Genomic DNA, 15,300 nt, shown 5'->3' with positions numbered 1-15,300 from the left:
GAATGCATTTAATAAGATTGTTATGACAGGCCAACTTCTGGATAAAACGAGTATTGAGCTAAACAGCCGACACGTTTGTATCCCCTTAGAATTTAATAGCGTGATTACACCCTATTGTTTGCCGGCATTTAAAATACTGCTTACTAAATACAGAGCCGTTCCGTTAAAGACCCAGTCGTGAGGCTGCACATTCTAAAAATAGGAACACCTGAACAGGCGAGAAAACATCGTCATGTCAGCGACACAAACTAGTAGAGTAACATTATGAAACGTATGCTAATCAATGCAACGCAGCAAGAAGAAATGCGCGTAGCACTGGTTGACGGCCAGCGCCTATATGATTTAGATATAGAAAGCCCAGGTCACGAACAGAAAAAAGCCAATATTTACAAAGGTAAAATCACACGTATTGAACCATCTTTAGAAGCAGCATTTGTTGATTACGGTGCTGATCGTCATGGTTTCCTTCCTTTAAAAGAAATTGCCCGTACTTACTTCCCGCAAGGTTACACCTTTCATGGTCGTCCGAATATTCGCGACGTGATCAAAGAAGGTCAAGAAGTTATTGTACAAGTTGATAAAGAAGAGCGCGGCCAAAAAGGGGCAGCACTGACTACCTTTATCAGCGTGGCAGGTAGTTATTTAGTGCTTATGCCTAACAACCCTCGCGCTGGCGGTATTTCTCGCCGTATCGAAGGTGATGAGCGAACTGAACTTAAAGAGTCGCTAAGCCGCTTAGAACTACCAAAAGGTATGGGCTTAATTGTACGTACCGCAGGTGTTGGTAAGTCGTTTGAAGAACTAAACTACGATTTAAAAGCATTATTAGTCCACTGGGAAGCCATTCAACAAGCGGCAGACAGTGCAAAAGCACCATTTTTAATTCACCAAGAAAGCAACGTAATTTTCCGTGCAATTCGCGATTATTTACGTCGTGACATTGGCGAAATTTTAATTGATAAGCCTCGTGTTTTTGAAGAAGCTAAAGCGCACATAGAGCGTTTTCGTCCTGATTTCATGAGTCGCGTTAAGCTTTATCAAGGTGATACACCGTTATTTACACATTACCAAATTGAAAGCCAAATTGAGTCTGCGTTCCAACGTGAAGTGCGCTTACCTTCAGGTGGTTCTATTGTAATTGACCCTACTGAAGCACTTACCTCTATCGATATCAACTCGTCTAAAGCAACAAAAGGCGGCGATATTGAAGAAACAGCGCTTAACACCAACCTAGAAGCGGCAGATGAAATTGCACGTCAACTTCGTTTACGTGATTTAGGTGGCTTAATTGTTATCGACTTTATTGATATGACACCTCCACGTCATCAACGTGAAGTAGAAAACCGCTTAAAAGATGCTGCTCGCCCTGATCGTGCGCGCGTACAAATTGGTAAAATTTCTCGCTTTGGCTTACTTGAAATGTCGCGCCAACGCCTACGCCCTTCACTAGGCGAAGCAAGCCAAGGTGTTTGTCCACGTTGTAGTGGTCAAGGTACAATTCGTTCTAACGAATCAATCGCATTGTCTATTCTTCGTTTAATTGAAGAAGAAGCGATTAAAGACAACACTGCTCAAGTTAATGCTCAAGTGCCTGTTGCTGTTGCCGCTTATTTATTGAATGAGCAACGTCGTAGCGTTCACCGTATTGAAAAGCATCATAAATGTGATGTAGTGATTATTCCTAATCAACACATGGAAACACCTCACTACGAAGTAATGCGTTTACGTAAAGATGAAACGCTTGAAACTGTAAGCTACGAGCAAGTTGTTGCGCCTGAGCCTGAAGCATTTGAAATGTCTAAATCGCCAGCGGCACCTGTTCGTGAAGAGCCGAAGCTTAAAGGCGTCGTTATGCCTTCAACGCCTGCTCCACAAGCGGCCGCAAAAGCTGCGCCGGTAGTAGAAGCAAAAGCTGAAATTGGTTTATTTGCCGCATTAGGTAAATGGATCAAGTCGTTATTTGGGTCTGATACTGAGCAAAAATCAGAAAAACAGACTGAAAAGCAATCGCAAGATCGCCCTAGTAATAACCGTGGTAATGATAATCGTCGTCGTAATAACAACCAACGTCGTCGTAATAATAACCCTCGTAATAAACCGCGTAACGAACGTACTGCAGACGCTGAAGCTAAAAATGAGTCGGCGCCTGTAAATGATACGCAAGAAAAGAATGAGAATCGCAATAAGCGCCGTCGTAATTCAAATACGCGTAAACGTCCTGAGCATAAAACTGAAGATAAAACGCAAGTAAAAGCAGAGGCAACTCAAAATACGGATACTGCAGTTAAATCTGATAAGAATGCTGAGCCAAAAGAGCAAAAGCCTAAGGTACGTCGTCAACGTCGTAATTTACGTAAAAAAGTTCGCGTACAAGACGAAAGCACAGAGCAAGTTCAAATAACTGAGCAAGCTGTTGAGCAACCAGTGGTTAAAGAAGACAAGCCACAAGTGAAAGAGCAAGCTCCTGTTGTTGAAAAGCAAGCGCCGGTATCTGATGAAAAAGCACCTGCACCTGCTAAAGAACAAGCTGAGGCTGTTGTTGATGCAAACGATAACGTGGCAACACAAGATGAAGAGCAAGAGCAAACACGTACCCGCTCACGTCGTTCACCGCGCCATCTTCGTGCATCTGGCCAACGTCGTCGTCGTCCTGAAGGTGAAAACGCGCAAGAGAAGTCTGATGAAGCGCCTGCTTTCATTCCAGTTGCGGATCAAGCCGCTGCTGAATACGAAGCAGAGCTAAAAGCAAAAGCACATAAAACGGCCGTTGATGCCTCTGATGCAGTTGAACAAAACATTGTTGAAGAAGAATTAGCGAAAGTTGAAGAGCCTGTAAAAGCTGAAGAACCAGTAAAAGCTGAAGAACCAGTAAAAACTGAAGAACCAGTGAAAGCTGAAGAACCAGTAAAAACTGAAGAACCAGTAAAAGCTGAAGAACCAGTAAAAGCTGAAGAACCAGTAAAAGCTGAAGAACCAGTAAAAGCTGAAGAACCAGTGCAAGCTGAAGAACCAGTAAAAGCTGAAGAACCAGTAAAAGCTGAAGAACCAGTAAAAGCTGAAGAACCAGTAAAAGCTGAAGAACCAGTAAAAGCTGAAGAACCAGTAAAAGCTGAAGAATCAGTACCAGCTGAAGAAGTTGCTGTTGAAGCTGAAACAGCACCGGTTAGCGCTACTGAAACACCTGTAGAAGCGAAAAAAGCACCTGTGGTTGAAAATAAACCTAAGGCAGTTTCGCAAGCGAGTTCAGCTAATGTAAACGCTAAAACAGTGATTACAGCAGGACATGCAAGTGCGCCAATGGCACAGCCTGCGCCTGTAGCCGATAGCGAAACCAAGCATACATCGGTTGCAATGGCACATGACAAACGTGAGTTAATCCCTGACAGCGGCCTTCGCCCTGGCTCGGTAAAACCTGCCGGTCGTGCAAGCTCAGCAATGACTAAAACGCTGAGTGCTGAATAAGCACTGAGTTTAGCTCAAAGCATAAAAAAGCCGCGTTAATTGATTTTAACGCGGTTTTTTAATGCCTGGCATTTATGTAACTGGCAACGGGGTTCGGGCTGCGAGGATCGGGTAAGGAGTAAAGGTTAAAGGTTAAAGGTTAAAGGTTAAAGGTTTGATACTGATACGACCCCGATAAAGTAGACACGGGTTTTTAATTCATTAACTCGTATTGCATGGGACTCACATTTCCTAGCGTGCCATGCATTCTTACTGAGTTGTAGTAGTTTTCGATATAAAAGCGACTTTGTACTGTCATTTCACTACGACTCAGTTCATTTAAATTGTTCATCCATTCTTTTTTATACTGGGCAAAAAAGCTTTCTGAGCAGGCATTATCCCAGCAATTCCCTTTTCTCGACATGCTAATTGTTACCTGTCGGTTGTTCAACCACGATATTGTTTCTTTTGCACGATACTGGCTGCCTTGGTCTGAGTGAAATAATAAGCGACTTCCATCAGGTTTACGTGCATCCCATGTTTTTTTTAACGCTCTAATCACCAAGTCTGCGCTGTTAACTCGACTTGTTGCCCAACCAACGACTTTGCGTGAGTATAAATCTAAAATTACACATAAATACTGCCAACCCTCTCTGCAACGAACTTGCGTTATGTCTGACACCCATACCGTATTGGGTTCATCAACACTAAACTCACGACCCAATAAGTTTTCTGCAGTGATATGCCCCTGCTTTTTTCCGCTACCGGTATATCGGCGTTTACCCGCGGCTGAGCGGTAACCCATACTCTGCAGTAATCGCTGCACACGGCCTTTACTACACTCATACCCATTGTCTATAGCGGCTTTCCACAACTTTCTGTAGCCCGGAATACAGTGCTCATCACTACTTACTTTTTTCAAAAACTCAAGCAATGAGTCGTTTTCTGACGCACGTTGACTTAATGAGTGCTTTAGCCATTTATAATATCCAGCTTTTGATACTGACAACCATGTGCATAATTTTTTTATCGTTTTCTTAGCTGTCGCAGCTTGGTGAATATACTCAAATCTTATTCTTTTCGGCTGTCCAAGTAGGCCTTCGCCTTTTTTAACACATCGTTCTCCAACTGCGCATCTTCCAATTGCTTTTCAAGCTTACGCACTTGGCGCTCCAAATCTTTATATGACTTATCAGGGCCTTGGTTTTTAATTGGGTTAGATGTACTTTTTGACGTCATTTTTCGTCTCCATTTAGATAATAAGACAGGGTTAATGCCCAGCCGATGAGCTATTACATTAACAGTATCTGGAGAGTCTAACGATTGTTCAACTGCTTTTGTTTTAAATTCAATTGAATGACTACGCCTAGTTTTGATTTTCATAACACTTATTCCTTAAATAAGTGTCCACTTTTATAGAGTCGTATCAGTTAAAACATTCGAAGCTTCGCTTCACACGTGAGCAAGCTCTACGTCTACAGTTATTTATTAACATCTAACACTTGTTTTATCTTCTCATTTACTCCTCATTCCCTTCTCTCAGTGCAATAAGATCTTTAAGAAAATTATGCACAAAGAGGGCTAAGAGACGCTGCGCTTTTAGAGGGTAAAGTTACAATCGAAAGTTAACGGGTTGCGGGGAGCGGGCTACGGGGATCGGGTTACGAGCCTGCTCCCGCAACCCGCTGTGAGTTTAATCTTGCTGTTGTTCCATAAAACGCTGTAGTTGATCTTTTAGGTTTGGTGGAATGCCCTTGATCACTAACGTATCAGTGGCTTCATTATAAGTTACACGCTCGCCTAAATGCTTACGCTCAAAACTGATACTGACTCCACCGCCTAAGCCTGAAAATTTAACCATGCTGGTTACCGTTTTTTTATCAACCGGGAATGACTCTTCTAAGTCATAGCTTTGCTCTTTACAAAAACTTTCAAACGGGTTGTCGTCACCTTTGGTAAGCGTTGCTGAAAGTTCACTCACATTAGCTTCTTCACCCGTGGTAACACAGTCGTTACAGTAATCAAATACTTGCTTACGTAACTCGTCTTTTTCAGATTTATCAAACTCTTGCTCCGATAAGTAGTCTTCTACCGCATTGAGCATCACTTGACTTTGCTGCTTAGGATCAATGCCCTCTTCACAACCTAAAAAATCTAAGAAAAAGTCAGCGACTTTACGCCCTGCACGACCTTTAATAAATGAAATATAACGATTGTCGTCTGCCTGGGTATCCCATGCGGTTAAGTCAATACGAGCAGCCAATTGCATACGCGAAATATCTAAATGACGCGATGCGGCTAAATCAAGCTCAGAGGTCATTGAGTAATGCTCTTTAATATTGATCATAGCAATCAACATATAATCAGTCGCCACGTACTGATAGTGACAAAATACTAAATATCCCGTTTCGTTAAAGGCGTATTTATCTAACTCTTCTTTTAATACCGTTGATGCTTGCTCGGTCATATGCCAAAAGCCAAGCTCATTATTGCGATAGCTTTGCATGGTAGAGGCAACAATACTGTTTTTTTCTCCACTGAATGCACAGAACCCTTTACCTGGCTTGCCATTGTAGGCATGGTGTAATTGCTCAATGAATACAGCCACTTTATCGTTGATAGTCATTTCGTCGTTACGAAGGTGAATTTGAGTGTCGTCGTCTTTTTTGTCTACATAGTGAACGACTAATTTTTTAACATCTATTGCCATCTTTGTTTTTCACGCCTCTGGTGTTAAAATACGGGAATATAACTCTTTTTATTGAACCAACTGATGCCAATCTTATCAAAATACTCTAATGAAGAAGTAGAACAAATCGTCGATCAGCTTATTGATGTTTTATCAAAACATAATGCGCCGGTTGATTTAAGTCTTATGTGTTTAGGAAATTCTATCACGCATATCTTAAAAGAGCATGTACCAACAGGGAAAAGACAAGCCGTTACCGAGAACTTTGCAAAAGCACTCGCGCAGTCGGTTAAGTAAACTCTATGAATTTATCGCAGCACAACCAGTTTTCATCGAAAGCGAGTCAATTATTAAGTTGGGGTCATTGGTTTACATTTGCCAATATTGGCTTAGCGCTTTTAATTAGCTTAAGCTATTTATTTGCCGATTCGCCACCGACCACTTATATGGGTATAACCTATATGATGGTTACTTGGCTAAGCCACACTAGCTTTATTGCATTTTTAGCGTTTGTGCTGACGGTTTTCCCTTTGAGTTTAGTATTCCCCTACCCACGGCATATACGTGGTATGGCAGCAGTGATTGCAACTGTCGGGGCCTCAATACTGACTTTAGACGCTTACGTCTACTTTAACTTAGGTTATCACTTAAATGCCTCTGCACTGCCTGAAATTATTTCACTGTTGTGGCATCGTGTAACAAACTCACCCGCACTTACTACCTTGCTAGCAGGCAGCATAGTGTTAGCAATATTAGCGTTTCAATTGACTGTTAGTAATTTTACTTGGCATCATTTAGGGCGTTTAAAACAGTTTAAATTTGCCCGTTATGCTGGTTCATTTTTAGTGATTTGTTTTGCGCTCAGCCACAGCATTCATATTTGGGCTGATGCCAATTTAAAATTTGATATCACTAAACAAGATAATGTACTACCGCTTTCGTACCCGACTACGGCAAAAAGCTTACTCGCTAAAAACGATTTGCTGGATGTTGAAAGCTACGAGCAAGCGCACAACGTTAAAATTAATAACCAAGGTATTAATTATCAAGCACCTGCTCCATTAGAAAAATGTGAAGATTACAGCGCAGCAAAAGTTGATATCTTGGTGTTTGATAATGACGAGCAGCTAGCAAAATTTGTTGCCAGCCAACAAAGTATTTATAAAAACACGCAATTTTTACAACCCACCGATCATAGTGATATGTTATTTGGGCTTGTGTACGGCTTGCCAGCATTTTACAAAACGAACATTATTGAGCAGCAAACTTTACCCGTTTGGCAAAGCCAACGTCGTAGTGTGGAAGTGGCCGGTATTGATGAGCTGAGCTTTATTAACGAGCAAGCACACAAAGACAGTGCAATAAGAATTGTCAAAGGGGCTGAAAACGCCACTGTACGTGATGACGCTACTGAATTTTTTGCTTTTAGTATCTCGCAAAATAGCAATGAAATTGTAACCACGTCAACATTGTACAGCTCCGATAAATTTATTTCTAAGGTGAACGGTTTAATTCAGCCTAGCGATATTATCGCTACGAGCCTTGGCCAATACTTAAACTGTAATGCGCTTGCGCAACAAACTATGCTGGGCGAAAACTTGTACAGTAAAAGTAATAATATTGGGGTTAATTACTCGCAAGGCGTGGTGATTGCTTACAAAAAAGATAGAATCACGCTTATTGATCGTGATGGAAATTTTAGAAATATCTCTGCCGCTGAAGGGTTTTCAATTGAACAAGGGCTTGATATTCCATTTTTAGTGCATGGTATTAAAAAGCTTAAAACATTTTCTCAATAGCACCTCATAATACGAGCGAGTCATTAAAAATGACTCGCTTAGTTTCTGTTATTACTCCTTTGCACTTGCTATCCCCCCAAGCTAGGTTATAGTTTTTATCATTAAAAATTATTAACTCGATCAGAATATACAAAGGATAATCATTATGTTCAGCGTTATTAATCTGATCATTACTGTCTGTATTTTATGTTTTAGCTCTCTTGCATTAGCTCAAACCACCTATTTCAAGTGCGTCACTCCCAAAGGCACCACTTTCTCTCAGTTTCCCTGTAGTGATAATGCTACCTCACACACAATAACCGCCACTGAGCCTAAGCAAACCGGTAAAGAAATAAACTATACCAAACAGTTAAACGAGCTGGAACGAGATACGATTATTTCCAACCTAGAAGCAGAGCTGCGCAGTAATCAGCATAAGTTAGCAATACTTTTACGAGAAAAAGACAGGGCTGATTTTAAACAACAGCAGCGTTTAAATCATATATTGAGCGCAGATGATAAAAAGCGTATTAGCAAAGATATTAGAAACACACAGAAAAAATTAGATAAGCAATATAAAAAAGATAAAGCATTGATTGAAAAGCGTATTAAAAAGTTACAAAAAAAGATTGATGCCTATCAACCTTAATCAGACTAACTTCAATAAATATCATCTTAATTAGCTTGGTTTTAAATATAAAATAACATACCCTTAACATCTATAGAGCATAAACTCTATTGTGTGTTTAGTGGTGTAATTTCCTTTGACCACCTTTTTCGGATTTAATACTAATACCAATTGCATTAAATTAGTGATCTATTATAGCGACAAAGAAATAAGTCGATAACAAGGCGAAAATTATGATACATAGTTGTTCTATATAAATAATTTTTAACGCAGCTAGCGGACTATTTAAAACGCTAGAATGATCATGTTTTTAATAAAATTGGTATAACCACCGGCATTATCCTAAACACCTAAAGGCGTCTATTAAGGAGTACTGATGCAACCACGCCAAATTGCTGAATTAATTTTAACCGGTTTTAAAAAGCATTATTTGCTGTTTCAAAGAACAACAGCCAAGGCTCCCTACGCTTTTGCTAAAAGAGACTGGCAAGCTATTAATGATATAAGTCGCCTGCGTATAAGCTATTACGATGATCGGGTAAACGAAACAACAAAAACACTACGAGAACGCCAGCAAACAGACGCGCTAAACGAGAGCTTATGGCTTGAAGTGAAAAAGCTTTACCAACACTTTTTATGTTTTCATCCGCAAGCAGAACTTGCTGAAACATTTTATAATTCAGTATTCTGCCGCCTGTACCACCGCCGCTATTTTCACAATGACTTTATTTTTGTAGAAGCCACGCTCAAAGATGCGCCTTCTGTGCCCGTTGAAGCTGAATACCGTAGTTATTTTCCTGTTGTAGATGGTTTAAAGCCCACCATTAAGCGTATTATTAATCACTTTGATTTTAAGGCCGACTTTGTCAATCTAGAACGCGATATTCGTTTATTAGTTAAAGCCTTTTATAAACAAGCACCCGATACACACCACCAGCATTGGCAAATGCGTTTTGATATATTACATACCCCGTTTTATCGTAATAAAGCCGCTTACATTGTGGGGCGCGTTGTATCGCAAAGTGGCGTTCAGCCTTTTATTATTGCCGTGTTACACCATGAAGATAAAGGCCTCTATTTAGATGCCTTACTTACAAAGTCGTCACAAATGCGCGTTATTTTTGGCTTTGCGCGTGCCTATTTTATGGTAGAAACTCATGCTCCTTCAGCGTTAGTGCGGTTTTTAAATCAACTTATGCCTAATAAAACCCTCGCCGAGCTTTACAACGCCATAGGCTTTCATAAACAAGGTAAAACCGAGTTTTATCGCGAGTTTTTGAATCATTTAACCCATTCTAATGATGAATTTACCATTGCTCCCGGTACACCGGGTATGGTGATGATGGTATTTACCCTACCCTCGTTTGGTTATGTATTTAAAGTTATTAAAGATAAATTTGGTGAAAGTAAGCCGTTTGGTCGCGATACGGTATTAAAACGCTATCAACTGGTTAAAAGTCATGACCGTGTTGGCCGAATGGCTGACACCATAGAGTATTCAAACGTCGTATTTCCTTTGGCACGATTTGATAGTAACTTGTTAGCACAGTTGCACAAAACCATTGGCTCATCGATGGTGATTGAGGGTGACTGGTTAATCATAAAACATTTATACATTGAACGGCGAATGACACCGCTTAATTTGTTTTTAGAAAATGCAGACGAAAAAAGTGCCGCCGATGCCATTGAAGAGTATGGCCAGGCGCTTAAAGAAATGATTGCCGTGAATATTTTCCCTGGCGATATGCTGTTAAAGAACTTTGGTGTAAGTAAGCACAAACGTATTATTTTTTATGATTACGATGAAGTGCAATATTTAACAGACATGAACTTTAGAGCACTACCCAAAGCAAAAAGTTATGATGATTATTTGATGGATGAACAAAGTTACTCGGTTGCTCCGCAAGATGTATTTCCAGAGCAATTATGTACCTTTGTAATGCCTAACCCAACATATAAACAATTTTTAACCAGTACGCACCCTGAACTACTTGATGTGAGCTTTTGGAAACAAGCACAACAAAATATAAAAAATGGAAAGGTGAGTCATATTTATCCCTATCCTACAGCACAGCGTTTTATCCATTACTGGTAAACGTTAAGGACACACAATGAATATAAGTAAAATAGATTTAAATTTACTGGTTTACCTCGATACATTACTGCGCGAATGTAACGTTACTCGTGCTGCTAACCAGCTTAGTATTACTCAACCGGCAATGAGTAATGGACTTAAACGCCTACGTAACCTTTTTAACGATCCTATTTTAGTGCGTACCAGCGATGGTATGGTGCCGACCGAGCGCGCTATTGAGTTACAGCCTGTTATTCGCGGTATTTTGATGACGCTTGAAGAAACGCTAGCACCTAATCGCGAATTTGAAGCTAAACAAAGTAAACGCGTGTTTAGAATTATGGCCAGTGACTATGCAGCCAGTACCATGGCACCGCGTTTGTTAGGGAAATTACATGAAGAAGCCCCAGACACCACATTAGATATTTTAACGCCCAGCGATGTAACTTTCCATGATGTAGAAAACGGTAAAGTAGACATGGCAATTAACCGCTTCGAGAACTTACCGCAATCGTTTCATCATAAGCGAATTTGGAAAGATAGCTTTTGCTGTTTAGTAAGATCCGACAACCCTATTATTGAAAACTTTAGCCTAGATAGCTATTTAAAAGCCCGTCATATTTGGGTAAGTAAAACAGGCTTTGGTGTTGGGGTTGGCATGGATCCAAAAGATGTGCAAAAGCTGGGTTGGGTTGACGAAGCGCTCGCTCATTTTGGGAAGCATCGAAATATTGCCACGTTTACTCGTAACTACCATGTTGCGATTCATTTAGCGAAAGAAAAAAACCTCGTGGCGACTTTACCTTCAAAAGCGGCCAATATTTATTTAGACGATCCTGGGCTTAAAATACTGGAGCCACCCTTTCCTATCCCGCCATTTGAACTTGATATGATATGGAGCCCTTTGTTACACAGAGATGCTAGCCATATTTGGTTACGTCAAAAAGTGGCCGAAGTAGCTGAAGAGCTTAAATAACCTTCTTACATGCTTTTATGTAAATTTTGCTTGCTAACGCTTAGTTAGCAAGCCTACCAAACTATTAAAAAAAATTAAAAACCATAAAATACAAAAGCTTAAAAAACAAAACCTACTTGGAATAGCGCTTGCTTAGTAATGACTGTATTTTAAATTAACAGAGGTCATTATTATGAGCACCCATCATGGACAAGAGATAAATCATATCACCGACATTATCCAAGTAATGAATAGCGGTATCGACTTTTACGAAAAAGCACAAGATAAAGTACAAGATCCTAGCGTAAGTGCATTATTTCAGCGCATGATCGACGCCCGCAAAGTAAGTGTTGAAAGCTTACAACCCTATGCAATTAATCAACAAGGTGCACGTGAAGATGGCTCTTCGTTCGCGGTAGAAGCACGCAGAGCATTTACCGCTTTGCTCAGTACATTTACTAGCGATAACGACCAAACCTACATTAAAGAGCTTGAAGAAGTAGAAGATAAAACCTTAGAAGAAATCAAAACAGCGTTAAAAAAGCCTCAATCACATGATTGTGAAGCAGCGTTATCAAAAGTATTACTTACTATGCAGAGCTGCCATGCTGAAATGAGTAAAATGCAAAAACATTAAGTTTAAAAACGATAAAAGGGCCTTACGGCCCTTTGGTTGTTAAATAACAATAGGAGAGTTATTAATTAAAAGCGGTACTCTGCACCTACGTAGTAGTAAGCACCGTTGAAGCCAAATGGCGCTGAACGACGTGAGTACTTAAATACACCATCGCTGCTGACAATGGTGTTACCTTGAGCATCTACAATTGTGCCTGAACGTGAATTACCTATGGTGTTTTCATCTGGGTAAACATCAAATAAGTTATTTGCGCCAATATTTACCGATAAGTCATCAGTCACAAAGTAATTTACTTTGATGTCAGTTAAAATTTCAGCACCATAAGTCTGGCGGCCTCCATCTTCCACTGTGTATTCACCAAAGCGATTAAGCGATAGGTTTACGGTCCAGTCGTCGCGACGATAAAGTGCACTTAAGTTAATTCGATCTTCTGGTTGCCATTCTTCAATAATAGAAATTTCTTGATCAGAAAACACATCATCAACTGGCACGGTCTCAAGCCCAGAACCTGCAGGTGTAAATAACGACACGACATCGGTTTCTGTAAAGTTAGCCGCTAAAGTAAAATCAAGTGTGCCGCCTAGACCTTCTGTATTCCATGTAGCTACAAAGTCGATACCTTGCGTTTCTGTGTCAGCCCCATTTAAGAAAAACTGTCCTGCACCAGCACCCGAGCTCAATAACGCGGCATCAAGACTGTTTGATAAACCTTTGCCTAAGCGATTACTAATTACAATACGGTCGTCAATATCGATTGAGTAGTAATCAAGCGTTACGTTAATATTATCGCTTACATTATAAACAATACCTAAACTGCGGTTTTGAGATTTCTCTTCTGTTAACTTAGGAATACCTAAACTTTGCGCCAAGGTTGAATCGTTTCTAAACGTGCCCACTTCTTCAGCCACTAAATTGCCATTAGGACCAACAACAAACTGCGTGCTGATATTGTTAAAGTACAACTGCTGCATTGAAGGCGCTCTAAAGCCTGAGCTTAATGCACCACGAAGTGAAATATCTTCGGTTAGTGACCAGTTACCCGCGAGTTTAAAGTTAACTGTATCGCCAAATCCTTTGTAATTATCGTAACGTAACGCCCCTGAGATAATCACATCTTCAATAACGTAAGCTTCAGCGTCTAAATAAAACGAGATCACATCGCGCGACTCATCAACCGACGATGCTGGCGATGAACCACCAAAGCCTTGTGTGCCACCTGATGCATTTTCGCTACCAATACCACCGCTTAGTCCATCATAAATATTAACACCATTGTTGGTATCGTAATCACGGTATGCGTATTCGCTGCCCTCTAAAATACGGTACTCATCGGTGCGTATTTCTGCGCCCATTGCTAATGAGTAATCATCAAAATTTTGAGTAAAATCAAGATTAATCGTTTGCAGTGATAGCTCCATACCATACGCGTAACCTTCACGTGGAATAGTGGCGCGAATATCTGCGGCGCTTAAGCCTTGGTCGTAACGTAGGAAGTTGGCATAAGAGGCATTAATCGTATCGCTAGTGGTGTAATCAATGCTGTTTTCACCATAGGTGTACGATAAGTCTAAGCTTGAGTCGTTATCAAACTGCGTTTTATAACCAAAGTTATATGAAATATCGTCAATCGTAGTGTTTATTTTTGGTAAAAAGCCAGCCGGAACTGTCGCATCACCATCTTGTAATACTGGGTTACCACCGGCATTGGCATTATGACGGAAAAATGCTGCTGATTCGTTATCACGCGTTGAATAGGTAATAAAACCGTATAGTTCACCCGCTCCTAATTCGTAGCCGGTGTTAACCGTTAAACCAAATTGTTGAGAGTCGGCATCGCCAATTCTAAATGTATCGCGTGGCGCGGTTAGTTCACGCGGGTCGCCTGCCAGTAACGTGCCGTCACTGAGCTCAGTACAACCATAAAATTGACATGAACCATGAAGCCCTGCACGGTTAGTTGGTGCGCGGTCACGGTAGTTTATAGTTGTATTTAAATAACCATTGTCACCTAAAGCAAAGCCTTTATTAAAGTCGATGTTAACAGTTTCGCCATCACCTTCTGAATACTCACCGTAGTTAATAGCGGCTTTACCACCTTCGCTGCCATCTTTGAGCACAATATTTATAACACCGGCAATTGCATCAGAACCATACTGAGCCGCAGCGCCATCACGCAGTACTTCAATACGTTTAATTGCTGAGGCTGGAATAGCGTTCATATCGGTACCCGCCGTACCACGCCCCACCGAAGTATTAATATGAATAATACTGGCTTGGTGACGACGCTTACCATTGATCAATACCAACGTTTGATCTGGCCCTAGGCCACGTAGCGTTGCTGGTCTTAATGCGTCAGTACCATCACTGATAGATGAACTTGAAAAGTTAAAAGAAGGTGCGATAGCTTGAAGCATGCGGCCAACTTCTGTTTGGCCGGTATTTTCGAGTGCTTCTGCACTTAAAATATCAACGGGGACAGGTAAGTCTTCAACTGAGCGCCCTGCCACACGACTACCTACAATAGCAATTTTTTCGATGTTTTGTTCTGCGCTTTGTTCAGCGGCATTGATTCCTTGTGAATTAACTGCAAGTAAAGCAGGTAATACAGCTGCACTAACTCCTGAAAGCTTCATCATGTTGTTATCTTTCCTATTGATTTGTTTGAGTTTAATACTCAGTAAACCATTTTGATCAACAACCGCATCGAGCTGTGTCTCAGCCAGTAATGCTTTTAGTGCATCAAGTTGAGAATAAAATCCATACAACGAATTTGCTTCGTATTGCTTGGCAAGTTCATACGAAAAAACCACAGTTTGTTCTGTTTGCTTAGCAAATTCTATTAAGGCTTTGTCTGCTCGTTGCGCTTTTATATCAAATTGCATCATTTGCCCCTCGGTTTGACTTGCATACACACTGATACTTAAAAACAGCGGTGCAACAAGGCCAAACTGAGCTAAATGACACGTATGGTTACTGCGCAACTTATATAAACAGTTAGCAAACAAGAATCCTCTATAGTTTTTTATCATTTTTTTAATCTTTAAATTACTTTTTACACCCTTATGGGCAACATTGATTAACAATGGTGTGATTTTCAT

At 40.6% G+C, this 15,300-nt stretch carries 10 protein-coding genes; 7 read left to right on the top strand and 3 right to left on the bottom strand.

What is annotated here, in order from left to right; genetic code table 11:
* Positions 1-264: 264 nt before the first annotated feature.
* Positions 265-3,462 carry a ribonuclease E gene (gene rne, locus KK487_RS06420; RefSeq protein ID WP_215522052.1) on the top strand — a complete coding sequence of 1,066 codons (3,198 nt, stop codon included), beginning with the start codon at positions 265-267 and terminating at the stop codon, positions 3,460-3,462.
* A 193-nt stretch (positions 3,463-3,655) separates the two neighbouring features.
* Here rne and KK487_RS06415 read toward each other — a convergent pair.
* Positions 3,656-4,824 (bottom strand): IS3 family transposase gene (locus tag KK487_RS06415; RefSeq protein WP_215521899.1). Its coding sequence is split into 2 segments (ribosomal slippage): positions 3,656-4,554 and positions 4,554-4,824, totalling 1,170 coding nucleotides; the frame shifts between segments, so codons are not numbered across the junction.
* Positions 4,825-5,134: 310 nt separating this feature from the next.
* Positions 5,135-6,151 (bottom strand): nucleoid-associated protein YejK, encoded by a 1,017-nt coding sequence (gene yejK, locus KK487_RS06410; protein ID WP_058154455.1) that lies wholly within the window; start codon positions 6,149-6,151, stop codon positions 5,135-5,137.
* A gap of 63 nt (positions 6,152-6,214) precedes the next feature.
* Here yejK and KK487_RS06405 point away from each other — a divergent pair, with 63 nt between their 5' ends.
* The 6 genes from KK487_RS06405 to KK487_RS06380 all read left to right on the top strand — a co-directional run bounded on the left by KK487_RS06405 (position 6,215) and on the right by KK487_RS06380 (position 12,202).
* Positions 6,215-6,427: a YejL family protein gene (locus KK487_RS06405; protein ID WP_008109847.1), complete on the top strand. Its 213-nt coding sequence runs from the start codon at positions 6,215-6,217 to the stop codon at positions 6,425-6,427.
* A 5-nt stretch (positions 6,428-6,432) separates the two neighbouring features.
* Positions 6,433-7,929, top strand: coding sequence for a DUF3413 domain-containing protein (locus tag KK487_RS06400; RefSeq protein WP_013464687.1), 1,497 nt, complete (start codon positions 6,433-6,435; stop codon positions 7,927-7,929).
* Between the two features lie 145 nt (positions 7,930-8,074).
* A complete protein-coding gene (locus tag KK487_RS06395; protein WP_013464686.1) occupies positions 8,075-8,557 on the top strand; it encodes a DUF4124 domain-containing protein in 483 nt (160 codons plus the stop codon).
* A 355-nt stretch (positions 8,558-8,912) separates the two neighbouring features.
* Positions 8,913-10,631, top strand: coding sequence for a bifunctional isocitrate dehydrogenase kinase/phosphatase (gene aceK / locus KK487_RS06390; RefSeq protein WP_013464685.1), 1,719 nt, complete (start codon positions 8,913-8,915; stop codon positions 10,629-10,631).
* 16 nt (positions 10,632-10,647) lie between these two features.
* A complete protein-coding gene (locus KK487_RS06385; protein ID WP_215522051.1) occupies positions 10,648-11,586 on the top strand; it encodes a LysR family transcriptional regulator in 939 nt (312 codons plus the stop codon).
* 172 nt (positions 11,587-11,758) lie between these two features.
* Entirely contained in the window at positions 11,759-12,202 is a 444-nt protein-coding gene (locus KK487_RS06380) for a ferritin-like domain-containing protein (RefSeq protein WP_013464683.1), read from the top strand.
* Positions 12,203-12,267: 65 nt separating this feature from the next.
* On the opposite strand, the gene KK487_RS06375 is transcribed toward KK487_RS06380, so the two are convergent.
* Complete coding sequence (locus tag KK487_RS06375; RefSeq protein WP_215522050.1) at positions 12,268-15,300, bottom strand: TonB-dependent receptor plug domain-containing protein; 3,033 nt, start codon at positions 15,298-15,300, stop codon at positions 12,268-12,270.

Origin of the sequence: Pseudoalteromonas sp. SiA1, from assembly GCF_018732205.1 — a bacterium.
In the GTDB taxonomy this organism is placed as follows: domain Bacteria; phylum Pseudomonadota; class Gammaproteobacteria; order Enterobacterales; family Alteromonadaceae; genus Pseudoalteromonas; species Pseudoalteromonas tetraodonis.
The sequence above is the reverse complement of the archived record's forward strand: the minus strand, read 5'-3'. Positions and strand labels throughout refer to the sequence as shown.

Excerpts from the sequence above, each read along its gene's own strand:
- yejK (WP_058154455.1), bottom strand. The coding sequence starts at position 6,151 with ATGGCAATAGATGTTAAAAAATTAGTCGTTCACTATGTAGACAAAAAA.
- KK487_RS06380 (WP_013464683.1), top strand. The coding sequence starts at position 11,759 with ATGAGCACCCATCATGGACAAGAGATAAATCATATCACCGACATTATC.
- KK487_RS06405 (WP_008109847.1), top strand. The coding sequence starts at position 6,215 with ATGCCAATCTTATCAAAATACTCTAATGAAGAAGTAGAACAAATCGTC.
- KK487_RS06400 (WP_013464687.1), top strand. The coding sequence starts at position 6,433 with ATGAATTTATCGCAGCACAACCAGTTTTCATCGAAAGCGAGTCAATTA.
- KK487_RS06395 (WP_013464686.1), top strand. The coding sequence starts at position 8,075 with ATGTTCAGCGTTATTAATCTGATCATTACTGTCTGTATTTTATGTTTT.
- KK487_RS06385 (WP_215522051.1), top strand. The coding sequence starts at position 10,648 with ATGAATATAAGTAAAATAGATTTAAATTTACTGGTTTACCTCGATACA.
- rne (WP_215522052.1), top strand. The coding sequence starts at position 265 with ATGAAACGTATGCTAATCAATGCAACGCAGCAAGAAGAAATGCGCGTA.
- KK487_RS06375 (WP_215522050.1), bottom strand. The coding sequence starts at position 15,300 with ATGAAAATCACACCATTGTTAATCAATGTTGCCCATAAGGGTGTAAAA.
- aceK (WP_013464685.1), top strand. The coding sequence starts at position 8,913 with ATGCAACCACGCCAAATTGCTGAATTAATTTTAACCGGTTTTAAAAAG.